Origin of the sequence: Streptomyces sp. NBC_00154 (assembly GCF_026342835.1) — a bacterium.
In the GTDB taxonomy this organism is placed as follows: Bacteria; Actinomycetota; Actinomycetes; order Streptomycetales; family Streptomycetaceae; genus Streptomyces.
This window is the reverse complement of record NZ_JAPEMI010000001.1, coordinates 3,934,062-3,951,768: the sequence shown is the minus strand read 5'-3', so window position 1 is coordinate 3,951,768 and position 17,707 is coordinate 3,934,062. Positions and strand designations below refer to the sequence as shown.

Sequence of the window (17,707 nt, the reverse complement as noted above, 5' to 3'; positions counted from 1 at the left end):
TGTCGTCTCACCTGTCCGCTCCCGCCTTCACCAAGTGCCTTTCGTCCGACGTGGGTCGAGATACCGGGCCGGCGCCGTCCGGCGGCCGCCGCTGTCTGCGCCGCAGCCGGTACGCGCACGCGGCCGCCGCGGCCGCGGTCAGGAACAGCAGTACGCCGACGGTCACCGGCGCCCAGGGGACGAGGACCACCGAGCCCGTCGCCTCGCTGTGCGCGCCGCCCGCGGCAGTGACCCGCAGCCGGACGGTGACGGAGTCGAGGGCGGGGGCGTCCCGCCACGGTTCGGTGAGCTTCACCCGCTGTCCGGGCAGCAGTTCCACCGGCAGGGTCCGGGCCTCACGCCGCAGCAGCGTGCCGAACACCCCGTCCGCACCGACGGCAAGGCGCAGGGCGAGGGCCGCATTGCCACGGTTGACGAGGGTGTAGTGAATGGTCCGGCCGGACACGGTGACGTCCTCGACGGTCAGCGCGGCCAGGGTCGGCCCGCCCACCCGCAGATGGACGCGTACCCCGACCGAACGGCCGCCGCTCTCGGCGACGATCGCGCCGGGGTGGTCGCCCGGCGGCGCACTCGTCGGCACGGTGACGGAGAACGGCACTTCGGCACGGGTACGGGCGGGCACTGTCACCCGGTCCGCGGCGAGCCGCAGCCAGGCGCCGGTCCCGGTGGAGCCCTTCGAGCCGCGTACCGCGAATTCACCGTCCTCGGCGTTGTACGCGTCGGCCCCGCGCAGCCGCACGGTGACCGGGGTGCGGCCCGGGTTGGTGACGGCGAGCCGGTCCTGCAGCACGGTGCCGGGCACGCCCTCCAGGTAGAAGTACGGTCTGCCGCCGTCGTCGCCGGTCCGGGTCCCGAGGCCGCTCGTGGCGGGCCGAGCCGTCCAGTCCGTGGCACTGTCCGCCCGGTCGGCGGCCGTCGCCGGGGTCACGGCGAAGGCGCACAGCAGGACGGCGAGAACGGCTCGGGCGGCGTGACCGGTCAACGGCGGCATGGGCGGGGCTCCCTGGTGCGTACAGAGCTGGTGCGTACCGAGCTGGCATGTGCGTACGGTGCGCGGACGGGGACTGTGGCTGTAGCGGCCATGGGGTGTTGCGGTGGCGCGGTTCGTGGCTCAGCCGATGGCCCGCTGCCCGCGCCGGGTCAGCCACAGCACTCCGGCCGCACCGGTCAGCAGCACCGTGCCGCCGAGCGTCCCGAACGCCATCGCGGAGTCCAGCGGACCGGTCTTCGGCAGCTGACCGCCGTTGTCCGACGTGTTCTGCGCGCCGCCCGCCGCCGTCACATCGAGCTCCAGCGACGGCTTGAGGCTGTTGCCCGGGGTGCAGGTCGTGGTCGTACCGAGAGCCTTGATGGTGAGCACCCCGGCGGTGAAACTGACCTTGCCGCTCTTCTTCGGGGTGTACGTACCCGTCAAGTCACTGATCTTGATGGGGGTGTTGGCCGGAATCGCCGCGGCGTTCGCCGGTCCCGAGACCTGCACCTGGCCCGATTCGGCGCCGCCCAGCCGGATCACCGCGCTGGGCTTCATGGCGCCCTTGCCCAGTTCGACGGGGCTGGACGAAACGCCCTTCTGGAAGGACATCGTGAGCGTGTAGCCGTTGCCGCTCTTCACGCCCTTGATGTCGATGGGCGATACGGCACTCTTGTCCCCGATCGGGGTCTTGCACTGGTAGTCGACGTCCACGACCGTGGCGTGTGCGGCGGGCGCGGCCAGCAGCACCACCGAGCCGGCCAGCGCGGACGCCAGGGCGAGAGCTGTTCGCTTCGGGTACGACACCTCGAGTTCCCCTCATGCCGGTGGTCGCCGCACGCCGCATCACATCGACGCAAGTTACTGACGACACATCAGATTGGGCGCTCAAGGTACGCCTGAGGCCTTATGGAGGGAAGACAAAGAGCGCGCCGATCCGGCGCGCTCTTCGGGGATGCAAAGTCAGGGGTACGGAGTCGGGGGCGGGCCCGTGACTACGCAGGGGCGGCCAGCTCCGCCCAGACGGTCTTGCCGGGTTCACCCGGCACCCGCAGAACCCCCCAGTCCAGACAGAGCCGCTGGACGATGAACATGCCGTGCCCGCCGGGCCGGCCGGCACGGTGCGGGGTGCGGGGTGCGGGCTGTCCCGCTCCGCCGTCGAGAACCTCCACCCGCAGCACCTTCGAGGTGCAGCCGATGCGCAGCTCCTCGGGCCCCTCCGCGTGCAGGCAGGCGTTGGTGACCAGCTCGGAGACGACCAGCAGGACGTCTTCGGCAGCCGCGCGGCGGTCGGCGCTCGACGCGGGGAGCCAGCCCCAGTCGCGGAGGGCCTGGCGGGCGAAATCGCGGGCTGCCGGCACGATGCCGCTGGCCTGCCGCAACGGCAGCGTGCGCCACTGTAGCTCGACCGGCTCGGCGGAGGGTGTGCCGGCGCCGTCGCCCGCGCCCTCCGGCTCGCGGCCGAGGTCGCCCGGCTGATGCTGCCGGGTGGTGCTCATCAGCGCTTCACCTCACCGATTCACCATGTCGCCATCGAACAGATACAGATACAGATTCGGAAACCGGCACAGGTTCTGTACAGGTACCGACCAGCTACAGAGTGTGCAGGACGCCCCGGGCTCGCGGGGTCTCTCCTGCCCGGCCGAATCGTGACAACACCCACTTCGCCTACGCGGATCGCGTGACCCGGGCAACACTCCCGGCGCCCGACGCCATGAACCGCGTCACGATCAGGTGTCCAGAGCCTCTTCGAGGGAGTCGTGGACGGTGAAGACCGCCTCGGCCCCAGTGATCTCGAAGACCCTCGCCACCACCGGCAGCATTCCGGCCAAATGGACCCCTCCCCCGGCCGCCTCCGCCTTGAGGCGGGCACCGAGCAGCACGTTGAGCCCGGTGGAGTCACAGAATTCGAGTCGCGAACAGTCGACCACCAGGCGCACACGCCCTTGCTCGACCGCGCTCTCCAAAGGTTCGCGGAGCAGGTCGACGGTGTGGTGATCCAGCTCACCCACCGGCGTCACGACCTCGCTGCGCCCCTCGGTCCGGACCTCGACCTGAAGTCGACCCCGGTTCGCACTGCCGACCGTCTGGCGGTCCATGCCCGTCCCTCTTCGCCGTTCGTCATTGCCAACGTCACTGCCTGCGTCACCGCTCACGCGTCACCGACTGCCACTGTGCATGCGGTTGCGTGTGCAGCTGTCGCTGGCTTTCGTAAAACAGTACGCGTTCCGTACGCCACGCGGTAGCCGAGGAACCCAACAAACCGGACATTTAGCATCAATTGGCAGTTGTAACTCGCCGTCCGGACCGGGTAAGGGTAGGAGGACACCGAAAACACGACCGGCTTTGGAGGCGCCGCTTCACCGCAGGAACACGTAAGGGCATCGGCAGCCATATGCCGAGAACGATGGAGGAGACCATGTCGCCCCGGCTCGACGGAACGCGTACCCACAACGCAACGTCAGCATGTCCTCAGGGACTGACCGAATCAGACTCCCCTGCAACGGTTGCCGTACCCGGCCCGCGCAGCAGCAACACCAGCAGTACCCGCAACACCAGCACGACCAGCAGCATCGGCGACGGTCTCGAAGACCTTCCCGAGATCCCGCCGTACTCCGAAGTGGGTCCGCTGGACGCCAGAGCGCTTTCGAAGACGCTCTTCGCGCGGCTCGAATCCCTCGAAGAGGGCACCCACGAGCATGCGTACGTACGCAACACGCTCGTCGAACTCAACCTGGCCCTGGTCAAGTTCGCCGCCTCCCGGTTCCGCTCCCGCAGCGAACCGATGGAGGACATCGTCCAGGTCGGCACCATCGGCCTGATCAAGGCGATCGACCGGTTCGAGCTCAGCCGGGGCGTCGAGTTCCCCACCTTCGCAATGCCCACCATCATCGGCGAGATCAAGCGTTTCTTCCGCGACACCAGTTGGTCCGTGCGCGTCCCGAGACGACTGCAGGAGTTGCGGATCGACCTGGCCAAGGCGGGCGACGAGCTCGCCCAGCGCCTGGACCGGGCGCCCACCGTCGGCGAACTCGCCGACCGCCTCGGACTCAGCGACGACGAGGTCGTCGAGGGCATGGCCGCGAGCAACGCGTACACCGCGAGCTCACTCGACGCCAAGCCCATGGAGGACGACACCGAGGGTGCGCTGGCCGACCGGATCGGCTACGAGGACCACGGACTCGCAGGCGTTGAGTACGTCGAGTCCCTGAAGCCGCTGATCGCCTCGCTGCCCGGCCGTGACCGGAAGATCCTCTCGCTCCGCTTCGTCGCCAATATGACGCAGTCGGAGATCGGTGAGGAGCTCGGCATCTCCCAGATGCATGTCTCGCGGCTGCTCTCCCGGACGCTGGTCAAGCTCAGGAGGGGCCTGACGCTGGAGGAGTGATTCCCCGGCACGTTCCGCGCCGTTGCGCGACCTCATCATGCGGAAGGACCTGACCCGTCAACGGGCAGGTCCTTCCGCATGACTGACGTGGTGTCGGCGCGTGGCCGACGCGGTCAGAGCGTGCGTTCGCCGCGCTGCCAGACCGCCTGGACCAGCGGGACACCCGGCCGGTAGGCGAGGTGGACATGACTGGGGGCGTCGAGGAGGACCAGGTCGGCGCGGGCGCCGGGGGCGATGCGGCCGATGTCCGTGCGGCGCAGGGCCGCGGCGCCGCCCGCGGTGGCGGACCAGAGGGCCTCGTCCGGAGTCATGCCCATGTCGCGTACGGCGAGGGCAATGCAGAACGGCATGGAGGAGGTGAACGACGAGCCCGGGTTGCAGTCCGTGGAGAGCGCGACGGTGGCGCCCGCGTCCAGGATGCGGCGGGCGTCGGGCCAGTCGGCGCGGGTGGAGAACTCGGCGCCGGGGAGGAGCGTGGCAACGGTGTTGCCCTGGGCGAGGGCGTCGACATCCGCGTCGGTCAGGTGGGTGCAGTGGTCGGCGGACGCGGCGTCGAGCTCGACGGCGAGCTGGACACCGGGGCCATAGCTGAGCTGGTTGGCGTGGACGCGGGGGTGGAGGCCCTTGGCCATGCCGGCGGTGAGGATCGCACGGGCCTGGTCGCCGTCGAACGCGCCCTTCTCGCAGAAGACGTCGACCCAACGGGCGTACGGGGCACAGGCGTCGAGCATCGGTCCGGTCACCAGGTCGACGTACCCGGCAGGATCGTCGGCGTAGTCGGGGGACACGACGTGGGCGCCGAGGTAGGTGACCTCGTCGGTGTGGCGGGCTGCGATACGCAGGGCGCGGGCCTCGTCCTCGACGGTGAGCCCGTAGCCGGACTTGGTCTCGAACGTGGTGGTGCCCTGGCGGAGTGCCTCCGTCAGATAGCGCACGACGTTGGCCGAGAGCTCGTCGTCGGTGGCGGCGCGGGTGGCGGCGACGGTGGTCCTGATGCCGCCCGCGGTGTAAGGGCGGCCGGACATCCGGGCGTTGAACTCCTGGGTGCGGTCGCCCGCGAAGAGGAGATGCGAGTGGGAGTCGACGAACCCCGGGATCACCGCGCGGCCGCCCGCGTCGACGGCGTTGTCAGTGGCGGGTGCTTTGCTCGACTCACCGGTCCAGACGACGCGGTCGCCCTCGATGACGACGGCCGCGTCCAGGATCAGGCCCAGGGGGGAATCGTCACCGAGGGAGGGGTCGTTGGTGACCAGACTGGCGATGTTGGTGATGGCGGTCGTCGTCATCGGTGGGCTGCTCTCCTTGCGAGGGTCCGGCGTCAGCCGTGCAGGACGGCGATGGCCGAGGCGAGTGCTGCGGGTACGTCCTCGACGAGTGCGTGCTGCCCGTCGCGGACGATGTGCCGGCCTGCCACGACCGTATGCCGCACATCGGCGGCGGAGGCGGCGAATACGGCTGCTTCGGCTGCCAGTCGGGGCGCCGGTCCCGCTGTTCTGACGGAGTCCAGGGCAACGGTGGTGAAGTCGGCGAGGGAGCCCGGTTCGAGGGTGCCCGCGTCGGGACGGCCGAGTGCGGCGTGTCCGTCGGCGGTGGCGGCGCGCAGCAATGCGGCCGCGGTCCAGTGGCCGCGGGCCTGGGTGCGCAGGCGCTCGTTGAGCTCCATCGCGCGGGCCTCTTCGAAGAGGTCGATCACGGCGTGGCTGTCGCTGCCCAGGGAGAGCGGCGAGCCCGCGCGCTGGAGCGCTACGGCGGGGCCGATGCCGTCGGCCAGGTCGCGTTCGGTGGTGGGGCACATGCAGGTGCCGGTGGCCGAGGAGCCGAGCAGCGTGATGTCCTCGCCGCTGGGGTGGGTGTTGTGGATGCCGGTGGTCCGCGGGCCGAGGACCCCGTGGTCGGCGAGGAGCCGGGTGGGGGAACAGCCGTGGGCGGCCTGGCAGGCCTCGTTCTCCGCAACCTGTTCGGAGAGGTGGACATGGAGGGGGGCCTGCCGTCCCTCGGCCCATGCGGCCACGGTGGCGAGCTGCCCGGCGGGCACGGCGCGCACGGAGTGGACGGCCGCGCCGATCAGGGCGTGGTCGGTGTCCTTGAGGAGGGAAGCACGTTCGGCCCAGGCCTCGGCTGTGGTGTCGGAGAACCGCAGCTGGTGCTGGTTGGGCTGCTGGTACTGGCCGGCCCGCTGCCCGAACCCGGCGGCGAGGTAGGCGGTGTCCAGCAGTGTGATCCGGATACCGGCCGCGTCGGCGGCGGCGATCAGGGCCTCGCCCATCGCGTTCGGGTTGTTGTACGGGACTCCGCCCGGCGCGTGGTGCAGATAGTGGAACTCACCGACGGCGGTGATGCCGGCCAGCGCCATCTCGGCGTACACGGCGCGGGCGAGGTCGTAATACGTCTCGGGGGTGAGCCGGGACGACACCTGGTACATGAGCTCGCGCCAGGTCCAGAAGGTGCCGGAGCCGACCTGGACGGTGGAGCGCAGGGCGCGGTGGAAGGCGTGCGAGTGGGCGTTGGCGAGACCGGGAAGAGTGAGCCCCCGCAGCACGGTGGCGCCCGGCGGCGGGGCGTCGACGCCGGTACGGACCCCGGCGATCCGCCCGTCGGCGACGTCCAGGGTGACGCCCGGCTCGACATGGGTGCCGAGCCAGGCGTGGGACAGCCAGAACGTCGCGGTGTCGTGCTTTCCCGTCGGTGTCGTTGTCAGCTGCACGCGAGACCTTCCAGTACATCGGCGAGTGCGATCACCCCGGCCACGCAGTCGTCCTCGGCGGCGTGTTCGGCCGGCGAGTGCGAAATCCCGGTGGGGTTCCGTACGAACAGCATGGCGGTAGGGACCGAAGCGGACAAAATACCCGCATCGTGCCCGGCGCCGGTGCCGAGGACGGGTACGGCGCGGCCCGCGTCGTCCGCGCCCCTGCCCGTCAGGATCTTGCCGAGTTCGTCGCGCAGGGCGTGCTGGAACTCCACGACGGGCGTGAAGGACTCCCGTACGACATCGAGATCGATGCCCGCGCGCTCGGCGTGTTCCCGGGCGGCCCGCTCGATGCCGGTGACGACGGCGTCGAGGGTGTCCTGGTCGGCGGCTCGCGAGTCGAGCCAGCCCCGGACGAGGGAGGGGATGGCGTTGACCCCGTTCGGCTCCACGGCGATCTTGCCGAAAGTGGCGAGGGCGCCGGTGAGCTGCGCCTCGCGACGGGCGGCCAGCACGGTCTCGGCGTAGGTGAGCATCGGGTCGCGCCGGTCCACGAGCCGGGTGGTGCCCGCGTGGTTGGCCTCGCCCCGGAAGTCGAACCGCCAGCGGCCGTGCGGCCAGATGGCGGAGGCGATACCGACCGGGTCGCCGGTGAGGTCGAGGGAGCGCCCCTGTTCGACGTGGAGCTCGACGAACGCACCGATACGAGCCAGCCGTTCGGGGTCCGGGCCGATGGCCTCGGGGTCGTAGCCGGCGGCCTCCATGGCCTGCGGCAGTGTGATGCCGTCGCCGTCGCGAAGCTGATGCGCCTTCTCGACGGTCAGCTGCCCGGCTGCGAGCCGGGACCCGACACACGCGAGCCCGAACCGGGCCCCTTCCTCGTCACCGAAGTTGGTGATGGCGAACGGACGGGTGAACTCCGCTCCCCTGCGGCGGAGTTCATCGAACGCGGCGAAGGAGGAGACCACACCGAGCGGCCCGTCGAAGGCGCCGCCGTCGGGCACGGAGTCGAGGTGCGACCCGGTGACGACGGCGTCGTCACCGAGCGGATCCCCGAGCCAGGCCCACTGGTTCCCGTTCCGGTCGACCTCGTACACGAGCCCACGGGCTTCGGCCTGCGCCCGGAACCAGGCACGGCAGTCACCGTCGGCGGCGGTCCAGGCGTAGCGGCGGTAGCCGCCGCTCCCGGGATGCCGCCCGATGGGAGCGAGCTCCTTCCACATGCTCTGGAAGGAGACTTGCGGGCCTTCGTTCCGCGGGGCGGGGGAGGTGTCTCCCCCGCCTTCAGAGCCACGGCGGAGGGTGGGCGCAGGTGAACCCGCGCCCGACAGCGAACCCCCCACCGAGCCGGCCGCGCCGGGCACCGTCACTGCCCGCCCTCGGTCATCGGTACCCGCACGCCCTTGTCCGCGGCAACGGACTCCGCGATGTCGTACCCGGCATCGACGTGCCGGATGACGCCCATGCCCGGGTCGTTCGTCAGCACCCGGCGGATCTTCTCGCCCGCCAGCTTCGTGCCGTCGGCCACGGTCACCTGCCCCGCGTGGATGGAGCGCCCCATCCCGACGCCGCCACCGTGGTGGATGGAGACCCAGGAGGCGCCGGACGCCACGTTGACCATGGCGTTCAGCAGCGGCCAGTCCGCAATCGCGTCGGACCCGTCGAGCATCGCCTCGGTCTCGCGGTACGGGGACGCCACCGACCCGCAGTCCAGGTGGTCGCGGCCGATCGCCAGTGGCGCGGCCAGCTCACCGCTGGCCACCATGTCGTTGAACCGCTCGCCGGCACGGTCGCGCTCGCCGTAGCCGAGCCAGCAGATCCGGGCGGGCAGCCCCTGGAAGTGGACGCGTTCGCCGGCCATCTTGATCCACCGGTGCAGCGACTCGTTCTCGGGGAAGAGTTCGAGCATCGCCTTGTCGGTCTTGTGGATGTCCGACGCCTCGCCGGACAGCGCGGCCCAGCGGAACGGGCCCTTGCCCTCGCAGAACAGCGGCCGGATGTACGCGGGGACGAACCCGGGGAAGTCGAATGCCCGGTCGTAGCCCGCCAGCTGGGCCTCGCCGCGGATCGAGTTGCCGTAGTCGAAGACCTCGGCCCCGGCGTCCATGAAGCCGACCATCGCCTCGACGTGCTTGGCCATCGCCTCGCGGGCCCGCTGCGTGAAGTCGGCGGGCTTCTCTGCGGCGTACGAGGCCATGTCGTCGAAGTCGACGCCGATCGGGAGGTACGCGAGCGGGTCGTGCGCGCTGGTCTGGTCGGTGACGATGTCGATCGGGGCGCCCTCGGCGAGCATCCGGGGCAGCAGCTCCGCCGCGTTGCCGAGCAGCCCGATGGAGAGCGGCTTGCGCGCGTCGCGCGCCTCGACGGCGAGCTGGAGCGCGTGCTCGAGGGAGTCGGCGCGCACATCCAGGTAGCGGTGCTCGATGCGGCGCTCGATGGCGCGCGGGTCGCAGTCGATACAGATCGCGACGCCGTCGTTCATGGTGACCGCGAGCGGCTGGGCGCCGCCCATGCCGCCGAGTCCGGCGGTCAGGGTGATCGTCCCGGCAAGCGTCCCGTTGAACTTCTTCGCGGCGACGGCGGCGAACGTCTCGTACGTGCCCTGCAGGATGCCCTGCGTGCCGATGTAGATCCACGACCCGGCGGTCATCTGGCCGTACATGGTGAGCCCGAGCGCCTCCAGGCGGCGGAACTCCTCCCAGTTCGCCCAGTCGCCGACCAGGTTGGAGTTGGCGATCAGGACGCGCGGCGCCCACTCGTGGGTCTGCATGACGCCGACCGGCCGCCCGGACTGGACGAGCATCGTCTCGTCCTGCTTGAGCGTCTGCAGCGTGCGCACCATCGCGTCGAACGAGCGCCAGTCGCGGGCCGCCTTGCCCGTGCCGCCGTAGACGACGAGCTTGTCGGGGTGCTCGGCGACCTCGGGGTCGAGGTTGTTCTGCAGCATGCGGAGGGCGGCTTCCTGCTGCCATCCCAGGGCGCTCAGTTCCGTACCGCGCGGTGCCCGTACGGGGCGGGGTCCTGACATGGCAATGCCTCCTCGCGTCTGTGATGCTTCTATTCACATCCTGTCGCTCTGAATACTTGTAGTCAACAGGCCGCGCCCGAAAGACCTGTCCGGAAGCCGGAGAGCGGCACCGAAGACGGACAGAACGTGACAGGGGCGTCAACGGGTGCGACCGTTTCCGACCGTCTTTCGCATGTACCAATGGAAAATGCCAGAACTCCCACCCCGGGCGAGCACGTTGCGTAGCCTCAGAGTCACAGACGCGTGTCCGGTCGGGGGAGGGAGTCCGCGTGCCCGGAATCGACGAGTGCCTGCTCGAAGTCATGAGGCTGCCGGGTGCCCGCGGCGCCGCGGTGGTCGACTGGACGAGCGGTCTCGCCCTGGGCACCATCGGCGAATCGCCCAACGGCGATCACGAGGCGACCGCCGCCGAGACGGCCGAGGTGGCACGCATGGCGGCGGAGCAGCCCGCGTTCGCCCTCTCCATCCCGGAACCCTCACCGGGCCCGGGCGAGAACGCCGTTACGGGGACGGGCGCGGCGCCTCCGGTGGAGGACGTCATCGTCACCACCCGCGCCGGCTACCACATCCTCCGATTCGTCGAGACGGCCTTCGACAGCAGCGTCTTCCTGCATCTGTGGCTCGACCGTTCCGACGGCAACCTGGCGCTCGCCCGGATACGGCTGAGCGAGATGGCGGAGCGGTTGGTCCTGGCATGAGAACCACCGCGCCCGAGAGAACACCCCCCGACAGAACCTCCTCGGACACCACTGCCTCCGAGCGAACCTCACCCGAGAGAACCTCCCCCGTGAGAGCAGCCTCCGCCCTCTCCCCCATGCTCCAGCGCCTCGCCTCCGAGCGCGCCACCGGCGCGCTGATGCGCGACCGCGGCACGCTCTACCTCGCCGACGGCCAGGTGGTGCACGCCGAGAGTCCCGCGACACCCGGCATCGACATCCTGCTCACCGCGAGCGGCACCCTGCACCGCGACGGCTGGTGGGACGCGGTCGCCCAGGCGGGCGCCGGGCAGCGGGTCGGCCGCTACCTGGTGGACAGCGGACGGATACCCGGCGGCGCACTGGAGCTCTGCCACTTAGGGGCGTTGTACGACGCCGCCTTCTTCGCCCTCGCCCCCACCCGGACCCCGGCCCGGTTCCGTTACGGGGTCTCGCACTGGATCGGTCCCGTGCACCCCGTCCCCGTCGATGCCGTGCAGCGCGAGACGCTCCGGCGCCGGGAACTGCTCGACCGGATCTGGCCCGACGCGATGACCGACACCGCCCCGCTCGTCCGGGCGGCCCATCCCGTCGACGCCCCCGTCCCGTCGCGTCGGCGACGCGTACTCGACCTGGTGGACGGAGTGCGTACGGCATCCGACATCGCACAGCACCTGGGCCGCTCGGCGTTCCACATCCTCGTCGACCTGCGGCGGCTCACGGCCGCCGGACTGGTCGAAGCGGTCAGGCAGACGGCGGCCCCGTCCGCCTCCGCGCCCGGCCGGATCACGCTTCCCGAGGTCACGGCCGACCCCGACGTCGCCCTGCTGCGCCGGCTCAGAGACGCATTGGAGGCCCTGTGATACGCGCGCTCAGACAGCGTGCCGGGAGGAGACAACTGATGGTTCCCGAGGCCGAAGTCCAGGACGTCCTGGCCGAACTCCAGCGGCTGCGCGCCCGGGTTCCGCTCCTCGCGGGCGCGCTGGCGGCCAGCACCGACGGACTGGTCCTGGCCCAGGACACCCCGGGAGTGGAGGCGGAGGGCGTCGCCGCACTCACCGCGGCCTCGCTCGGCGTCGCGCTCCGGATGGCGGAGGCAACCGGCCGGGGCGGCTTCCGCGAACTGCTCGTACGAGGCGAGACCGGCTACATCGCCACGTACGCGGCGGGCTCCTCCGCCGTCCTCACGCTCCTGGCCGAGGACCGGATCAACGTCGGCCGGCTCCACCTGGAAGGCCGCCGGGCGAGCACCCGGATCGGCGAACTGGTCGACGCCGCACTGCAACGCACCGCACAGCCCGCGCCCGCGTCGCACGCCCCGCGCCCACGCACCCCGCCCCCCAGCGGTCCCCTCCCGCACCGCACGTAATACCAGTCACATCCGCACCAGCAACGCCAGATGACGGAGCCGGTCACCTCGGCCGGCAAGGAAAGGAAACGAGCACTCATGGCCAACACCGAAGCGTCACTCAAGGAAGCAATGACCTCCATCGAGGGCACCCTCGGTGTCGCACTCGTCGACTACACCAGCGGCATGGCGCTGGGCACCCTCGGCGGCGGCAAGGACTTCAACCTGGATGTCGCGGCCGCGGGCAACACCGATGTCGTACGTGCCAAACTCCGCACGATGGAACACCTCGGCATCAAGGACGAGATCGAGGACATCCTGATCACCCTCGGCGCCCAGTACCACCTGATCCGGCTGCTCAAGGCGCGCGGCACCAACGGTCTCTTCCTCTACCTGGTGCTGGACGCCGCCCGCGCCAACCTGGCGATGGCCCGCCACCAGCTGAAGCGGATCGAGGCCGAACTGGAGGTCTGACCTCCGCAGCACTCCCTCAGCGACGCCGCGCCCCACCGGGCGCGGCGTCGCCCGCCACCGGCCCGGTCGTCCGGTACGCCGCGACCCGCTTGCCCGTCGGCCGCCCCTTCTCCACCCAGTCGGTCCGCACCCAGTACAGGACGTCGTCCCTGCGCTCCCGCTGTCCGATCCGCACCGCCTTGAGCCAGAGCCCGGCCCCGGCACCCGCGAGCACCAGCCCACCGGCGCCGGGCAGCAGGAACCCACTGGCGATCGCCACGAGGAACCCGCCCAGCAGCCACCACCGGTGCCCGCGACGCCAGTTGCGTACGGTCACGGCCCGGTCCTGGAGGAAGTCGGTCCGCCCGGCACGGGTGGCGGCCCGGGCCAGTTCCGCGTACCTGCCTCCGCGGGCGAGCGCCACCACCACTGCGGTGACCAGGAACAGCGCGGCTCCCGCGAGCAGTCCGATCCGCCGGCCGGTGAGCCCCGGAACGAGCGCGCCGACAGCGGCGGCTAGCAGCCCCGGCCACCACAGCGGTACGGCTCCGGCCCGTACGATCACGGCCACCCTTGCCAGCGACTGCGCTCCGCGCCCCACGTCCGTACCCCTCTCGACAGCCATCGGTGCTGTTTCCGTGGGCGCAGATTAGTGGTCGTGTCTGAGCATTTTCTGAAAATCCGCAGTGATTCCTGGGTTCCCGGCCGAGCGTCCGTCAGTACCGGGCGTCCGCCGTGCCGTCCCCGCCCGGCAGGACCACTCCCCTCCCCGGCAGTGGCCCCGGCCCCGCGCTCACTCGGCGAACAGACCGCGCGCCGCCGCCCGTGCGTCGAACTCCTCCAGCCGCGCCTGCGCGTCGGGCAGGTCGTCGCACATCGCCTCCAGCAGCACCCGCCCCAGCAGCATCGGCGCACACGCCGTGTCGAAGGCGAGCCCGGTGCCGACGGCCGCCGGAATCAGCAGATCGCTGTGTTTGGCCACCGGGGCGAACGCCGAATCGGCCACCGACACCACGGTCAGCCCCTGTTCCTGGGCGTACGCGAGCGCGTCCACGACCTCCTTCGGGTGGCGCGGCAGCGCGAAGCAGACCAGCGCGCTCGCTCCCGCCCGCCGCGCGGCGTCGATGCGGTCGCGCAGCATGCTGCCGCCCTCGTCGAGCACCCGCACATCCGGGTGGACCTTGGCCGCGAAGTAGCCGAAGCCACGCGCTTGCGAGGAGGCGGCGCGCAGCCCGAGCACGGGCAGCGGCCGTGACGCGGCGAGCAGCCGTCCCGCCCGCTCGACGGGAGTGGGGTCGGCGAGCAGCTCGGCGAGGTGCTGCAGGTTCTCGATCTCGGCGTGGACGGCCTGCTGGTATTCGTTGTACGTGTCGTCGACGGCGCCCGCCGCCTCACCGGATCCGGGCGCGACCTCCCGCAGGTGCTTGCGCAGCGCCGGATACCCGTCGAAGCCGAGCGCGACGGCGAAGCGGGTGACGGACGGCTGGCTGACCCCGGCCAGCTCGGCCAGTTCCACGCTGGACAGGAACGGCACATCGGCGGCCCGCCGGACCATGGAGTGCGCGATCCGCCGCTGGGTGGGCGTGAGCCGGTGCCCCTCGAAGAGCTGCTGCAACCGCGCGGCCGGGCTGCTCATGCTGTCCCCCTTGTACTGGCGAGTCCGGTGTCCCGGCTCGTTCCGGTGAGTCCGGTGTTCCACAGATCCGTGCAGCGGTCGAGCAGTTCCCCTGCCGCCGCCTTCACATCATCGGTGAGCGGCCGGTCCGCGAGCTCGGCGTCGAGCAACGAATCTGCCAGCGCGAACGCCCGCCCGACCGGCAGATCAGGATCGGGCCGCAGGTCACGCAGGCGCAACGCCCGTACGGCGGAAACGAGTTCGCAGGCGACGACCTGCCGGTAGGCGTTGCAGGCACGCAGTGTCTGACGGGCGGCCAGCGAGGCGAAGCTGGCCTGCTCCTCGACGCCGCGGGAGAGCACGGCATGCCCGAGCGAGGCGGGCGCGGAGAACGCCCGCAGATCTCCGAGGGCGGCCCCGGCCGCGTACTCCAGAATCATCACGCCCGAGGCGGCGGGCTCGCCGTCCGCGAGGAACGGCCGCAGCCGGGTGAAGGACGGCTCGTTGAGAGCCGAGAGCCGGGAGGTGGAGAGCCGGGCGACCTGGGTGACCGCAAGCCTGAAGTGGTCTAGAGCCAGGGCGAGTTGGGCCATGTAGAAGCCGCCGTGGTGGTAGGCGGCGGGGCTGTCGTTGAGACCGGCGTCCGGGCAGATCAGCGGGTTCTCGGCAGCGGCGTTGATCTCGACGGCGAGGACACGCTCGAGTGCGTCGGCGGCGTCCTGCGCCGGGCCGTGGATCTGCGGCAGACAGCGGAAGCCGTACGGGTCCTGGATCCGGCCGAGCGGCGGCCCCGGACGGTCGGGCGCGCCGAGCAACTGCCGCATCCGCGCCGCGACCTGGTACGAGCCGGGGTGCGGACGGGCGGCGTGGACCGGTTCGGCGTACGCCTCGTACGAACCGTCGACCGCGAGCAGCGAGAGCGCGGCGACCGCTTCGGTGGCGGTGACGAGCCGGCGCAGCTCGTCGAGCCCGAGAGCGGCCTGGCCGAGGGTGAGGGCATTGCTGCTGATCAGGGCAAGGGCGTCGTTGTTGTCGAGTGACTGGGGCCCGGGCGCGGCGCCGGGCCCCTGCCAGGGGTGCTCCCCGGCGAGCGCGAGGCCGACCTGGGCGAGGGCGGCGATGTCCCCGGTACCGACCGAACCGAACTCGTTGACCACCGGGTGCGCGCCGGCCTCCAGCGCCTCACAGAGACCGACGACGACGCCGGGCCGCAGTCCGGCGCCGCCCGCAAGCAGCTGATTGGCGCGCACGGCGAGCATGGCACGGACCTCGCGGGCGGGCAGCGGGTCACCGATGGCCCCGGCGTGGCTGCGCAGCAGGCGCAGCCCGTGATCGGCGGCGGCCTCGGTGGGGACACCCTCGTTGCGATTGGCGCCGACCCCGGTGGAGCGCCCGTACACTCGCCCGGTCGCGGCGAGCTCCCGGGCTGCGGACCAGGACCGGTCGACACGCTTCATCGCCTCGACGCCGGGCACGGGCCGGGCGGTACCACGGGCGATCCGGACGACGTCGGCGACGGGAAGGGTCTGGCCGTCGAGCTCGACGACGGAGACGGCTTGGTCCGCGGCCCACCCACCGAAGGGCGAGGAGTCCATCATGTGGGACGACATCATGCGCGAACCCTCCTCATTCAGACACTGCATCTCGCCGCTCGGGCTTCTGTAACCAGTGTTTTACCCCGAGGCATTGACAACCTATTCAGTCAACGAGAACTCTGCATGACTATATGCAGCCGGGGCAAGGGACGACCGATGATCAAATTCGACGCAGTGAACAAGCGTTTCCCGAACGGCACGACAGCAGTTCATGAGCTCAGCCTCACCATGCCGGAGGGCGGCATCACCGTCCTGGTCGGTTCGTCCGGCTGCGGCAAGACCACCACTCTCCGCATGATCAACCGTATGGTCGATCCGAGCTCCGGCACGATCACGCTCGGCGGCCGGAACATCCTCGAAGCGGACGCCGCCGAGCTCCGCCGGGGCATCGGATACGTCATCCAGCAGGCCGGGCTCTTTCCGCACCGCACGATCCTCGACAACATCGCCACGGTCCCGCTGCTGCTGGGCCACGGACGCAAGCGCGCCCGGGCCCGCGCGGCCGAGCTGCTGGAGACGGTCGGACTTCCGGCAGACGCCGCCAAGCGCTACCCGCACCAGCTCTCCGGCGGCCAGCAGCAGCGCGTCGGTGTCGCGCGTGCGCTCGCCGCCGATCCGCCGGTGCTGCTGATGGACGAGCCGTTCGGCGCGGTCGACCCCGTCGTCCGGACCCAGCTCCAGGACGAGCTGCTCCGCCTCCAGCAGGAGCTGAACAAGACCATCGTCTTCGTCACCCATGACATCGACGAGGCGGTGCGGCTCGGCGACCGGATCGCCGTCTTCCGTACCGGCGGTCATCTCGTGCAGTGCGCACCGCCCGCCGAACTCCTCGCGCGCCCGGCCGACGACTTCGTCGCCGACTTCCTCGGCGCCGAACGCGGCCTGAAGCTGCTCTCGTTGAGCACTCTCGCGGATCTCCCCCGACAGCCGGCGACGACGGTACGGGCCGACGAACCCGCCCCCGCCGGGCGCGCCGACTGGCAGCTGGTCGTCTCCGCCAAGGGCGAACCCCTCGGCTGGCTGGACCCGGCAGCCGCTCCGTCGGGCCCGGCGGGCGACGCCCCGCTCCTCCCCGTACGGCCGCTGCGCGACACCGACTCGCTGCTCTCCGCGCTGAACGAGTCGGTCGCCTCCCCGGCCGGCCTGATAGCCCGGGTCGACGACACGGGCGTACTGACCGGGGTCACCGCGCGCGAGGCCGTCCACGCACGGGCGGGGGACGCCCACACCACAGCGGTCGCGGCCCCTCGGCCCATGACGGCTCCGGCCGGAAAGGGCAGCGCATGACCATCGACTGGTCGTGGATATCCGACCACGCGAGCGACCTCGTCACCCTCACCGTCTCCCACCTCCAGGCCGCCCTGACCGCCGTGCTCCTCGGCCTGCTGATCTCGCTCCCGCTGGCCGTCCTGGCCCACCGGGTACGGCCCCTGCGCGGCTTCCTCCTGGGCTTGTCGAACATCCTCTTCACGATCCCGTCCATCGCGGTCTTCGTCCTTCTCCTGCCGGTGTCGGGCCTCACCCGCACCACCACGGTGATCGGCCTGACCGTCTACACACTGGTCGTACTCCTCCGCAACACGGTCGAGGGCCTGGACTCGGTCCCGGCGCGCACCAGGGAGGCCGCCAAAGCGATGGGCACCCGCCCCTTGCGCATCCTGCTCACCGTCGAACTCCCCCTCGCCCTCCCCGTGATCATGGCGGGCGTACGGATCGCCACGGTCATGTCGATCTCGCTGGTCAGCGTGGCCACATACATCGGCGACGGCGGCCTCGGCCAGCTCTTCACCGACGGGTTCCAGCGCAACTTCCCGACCCCGGTGGTCGTCGGCATCGCCCTGACCCTGCTGCTCGCGCTGGTCGCGGACGCGGCGCTGGTGGCCGTGCAATACGTGCTCACCCCCTGGAAGCGGAAGCAGAGGGCCTGAC

General features: G+C 71.0%; 18 protein-coding genes. 7 read left to right on the top strand and 11 right to left on the bottom strand.

The genetic code is table 11. The features are described from left to right. Window positions 1–7 precede the first annotated feature (7 nt). The 4 genes from OHA03_RS17800 to OHA03_RS17785 all read right to left on the bottom strand — a co-directional run bounded on the left by OHA03_RS17800 (window position 8) and on the right by OHA03_RS17785 (window position 3,069). Window positions 8–991, bottom strand: a complete 984-nt coding sequence (locus tag OHA03_RS17800; protein ID WP_267004823.1) for a hypothetical protein — start codon at window positions 989–991, stop codon at window positions 8–10. 120 nt (window positions 992–1,111) lie between these two features. Next, window positions 1,112–1,777: a peptidase gene (locus OHA03_RS17795; protein WP_267004822.1), complete on the bottom strand. Its 666-nt coding sequence runs from the start codon at window positions 1,775–1,777 to the stop codon at window positions 1,112–1,114. 188 nt (window positions 1,778–1,965) lie between these two features. After that, a complete protein-coding gene (locus OHA03_RS17790) occupies window positions 1,966–2,469 on the bottom strand; it encodes an ATP-binding protein (protein ID WP_267004821.1) in 504 nt (167 codons plus the stop codon). Window positions 2,470–2,700: 231 nt separating this feature from the next. Next, entirely contained in the window at window positions 2,701–3,069 is a 369-nt protein-coding gene (locus OHA03_RS17785) for an STAS domain-containing protein (RefSeq protein WP_267004820.1), read from the bottom strand. 320 nt (window positions 3,070–3,389) lie between these two features. On the opposite strand from OHA03_RS17785, the gene OHA03_RS17780 reads away from it, so the two are divergent. Then, window positions 3,390–4,358 carry an RNA polymerase sigma factor SigF gene (locus OHA03_RS17780; RefSeq protein WP_267008082.1) on the top strand — a complete coding sequence of 323 codons (969 nt, stop codon included), beginning with the start codon at window positions 3,390–3,392 and terminating at the stop codon, window positions 4,356–4,358. 113 nt (window positions 4,359–4,471) lie between these two features. Here the strand turns inward: OHA03_RS17780 and hutI are convergent, their stop codons facing one another. The 4 genes from hutI to hutU form a co-directional block, all read right to left on the bottom strand. Next, on the bottom strand, window positions 4,472–5,644 hold the full coding sequence (hutI, locus tag OHA03_RS17775; RefSeq protein WP_267004819.1) for an imidazolonepropionase: 1,173 nt from the start codon (window positions 5,642–5,644) through the stop codon (window positions 4,472–4,474). Window positions 5,645–5,676: 32 nt separating this feature from the next. Beyond that, on the bottom strand, window positions 5,677–7,062 hold the full coding sequence (locus OHA03_RS17770; protein ID WP_267004818.1) for a formimidoylglutamate deiminase: 1,386 nt from the start codon (window positions 7,060–7,062) through the stop codon (window positions 5,677–5,679). After that, window positions 7,053–8,267 (bottom strand): allantoate amidohydrolase, encoded by a 1,215-nt coding sequence (locus OHA03_RS17765; RefSeq protein WP_267004817.1) that lies wholly within the window; start codon window positions 8,265–8,267, stop codon window positions 7,053–7,055. The genes OHA03_RS17770 and OHA03_RS17765 overlap by 10 nt, the downstream gene beginning before the upstream one ends. A 143-nt stretch (window positions 8,268–8,410) precedes the next feature. Beyond that, entirely contained in the window at window positions 8,411–10,072 is a 1,662-nt protein-coding gene (hutU, locus tag OHA03_RS17760; protein WP_093776571.1) for a urocanate hydratase, read from the bottom strand. A gap of 269 nt (window positions 10,073–10,341) precedes the next feature. Between hutU and OHA03_RS17755 the strand changes: the two genes are divergently transcribed. The 4 genes from OHA03_RS17755 (at window position 10,342) to OHA03_RS17740 (ending at window position 12,589) form a co-directional block, all read left to right on the top strand. Next, the gene (locus tag OHA03_RS17755) at window positions 10,342–10,770 is read left to right on the top strand and encodes a hypothetical protein (protein ID WP_267004816.1); all 429 of its coding nucleotides are present in this window, start codon (window positions 10,342–10,344) and stop codon (window positions 10,768–10,770) included. Window positions 10,771–10,886: 116 nt separating this feature from the next. Beyond that, window positions 10,887–11,630: a helix-turn-helix domain-containing protein gene (locus OHA03_RS17750; RefSeq protein WP_267008081.1), complete on the top strand. Its 744-nt coding sequence runs from the start codon at window positions 10,887–10,889 to the stop codon at window positions 11,628–11,630. A gap of 38 nt (window positions 11,631–11,668) precedes the next feature. Further along, window positions 11,669–12,136 carry a roadblock/LC7 domain-containing protein gene (locus tag OHA03_RS17745; protein ID WP_267004815.1) on the top strand — a complete coding sequence of 156 codons (468 nt, stop codon included), beginning with the start codon at window positions 11,669–11,671 and terminating at the stop codon, window positions 12,134–12,136. A gap of 78 nt (window positions 12,137–12,214) precedes the next feature. Further along, window positions 12,215–12,589 carry a hypothetical protein gene (locus OHA03_RS17740; protein WP_030976993.1) on the top strand — a complete coding sequence of 125 codons (375 nt, stop codon included), beginning with the start codon at window positions 12,215–12,217 and terminating at the stop codon, window positions 12,587–12,589. Window positions 12,590–12,605: 16 nt separating this feature from the next. Here OHA03_RS17740 and OHA03_RS17735 read toward each other — a convergent pair whose 3' ends face one another. The 3 genes from OHA03_RS17735 to OHA03_RS17725 all read right to left on the bottom strand — a co-directional run bounded on the left by OHA03_RS17735 (window position 12,606) and on the right by OHA03_RS17725 (window position 15,778). Further along, a complete protein-coding gene (locus tag OHA03_RS17735; protein ID WP_267004814.1) occupies window positions 12,606–13,193 on the bottom strand; it encodes a hypothetical protein in 588 nt (195 codons plus the stop codon). Between the two features lie 168 nt (window positions 13,194–13,361). Further along, window positions 13,362–14,204 carry a MurR/RpiR family transcriptional regulator gene (locus OHA03_RS17730; RefSeq protein ID WP_267004813.1) on the bottom strand — a complete coding sequence of 281 codons (843 nt, stop codon included), beginning with the start codon at window positions 14,202–14,204 and terminating at the stop codon, window positions 13,362–13,364. Next, window positions 14,201–15,778, bottom strand: a complete 1,578-nt coding sequence (locus tag OHA03_RS17725; protein WP_267008080.1) for an aromatic amino acid ammonia-lyase — start codon at window positions 15,776–15,778, stop codon at window positions 14,201–14,203. Before OHA03_RS17725 ends, OHA03_RS17730 begins: the two co-directional genes overlap by 4 nt. A 156-nt stretch (window positions 15,779–15,934) precedes the next feature. On the opposite strand from OHA03_RS17725, the gene OHA03_RS17720 reads away from it, so the two are divergent. Then, window positions 15,935–17,065: an ABC transporter ATP-binding protein gene (locus OHA03_RS17720; protein WP_267004812.1), complete on the top strand. Its 1,131-nt coding sequence runs from the start codon at window positions 15,935–15,937 to the stop codon at window positions 17,063–17,065. Then, complete coding sequence (locus OHA03_RS17715; protein ID WP_030926916.1) at window positions 17,062–17,706, top strand: ABC transporter permease; 645 nt, start codon at window positions 17,062–17,064, stop codon at window positions 17,704–17,706. Before OHA03_RS17720 ends, OHA03_RS17715 begins: the two co-directional genes overlap by 4 nt. The last annotated feature ends 1 nt before the right edge of the window (window position 17,707 follow it).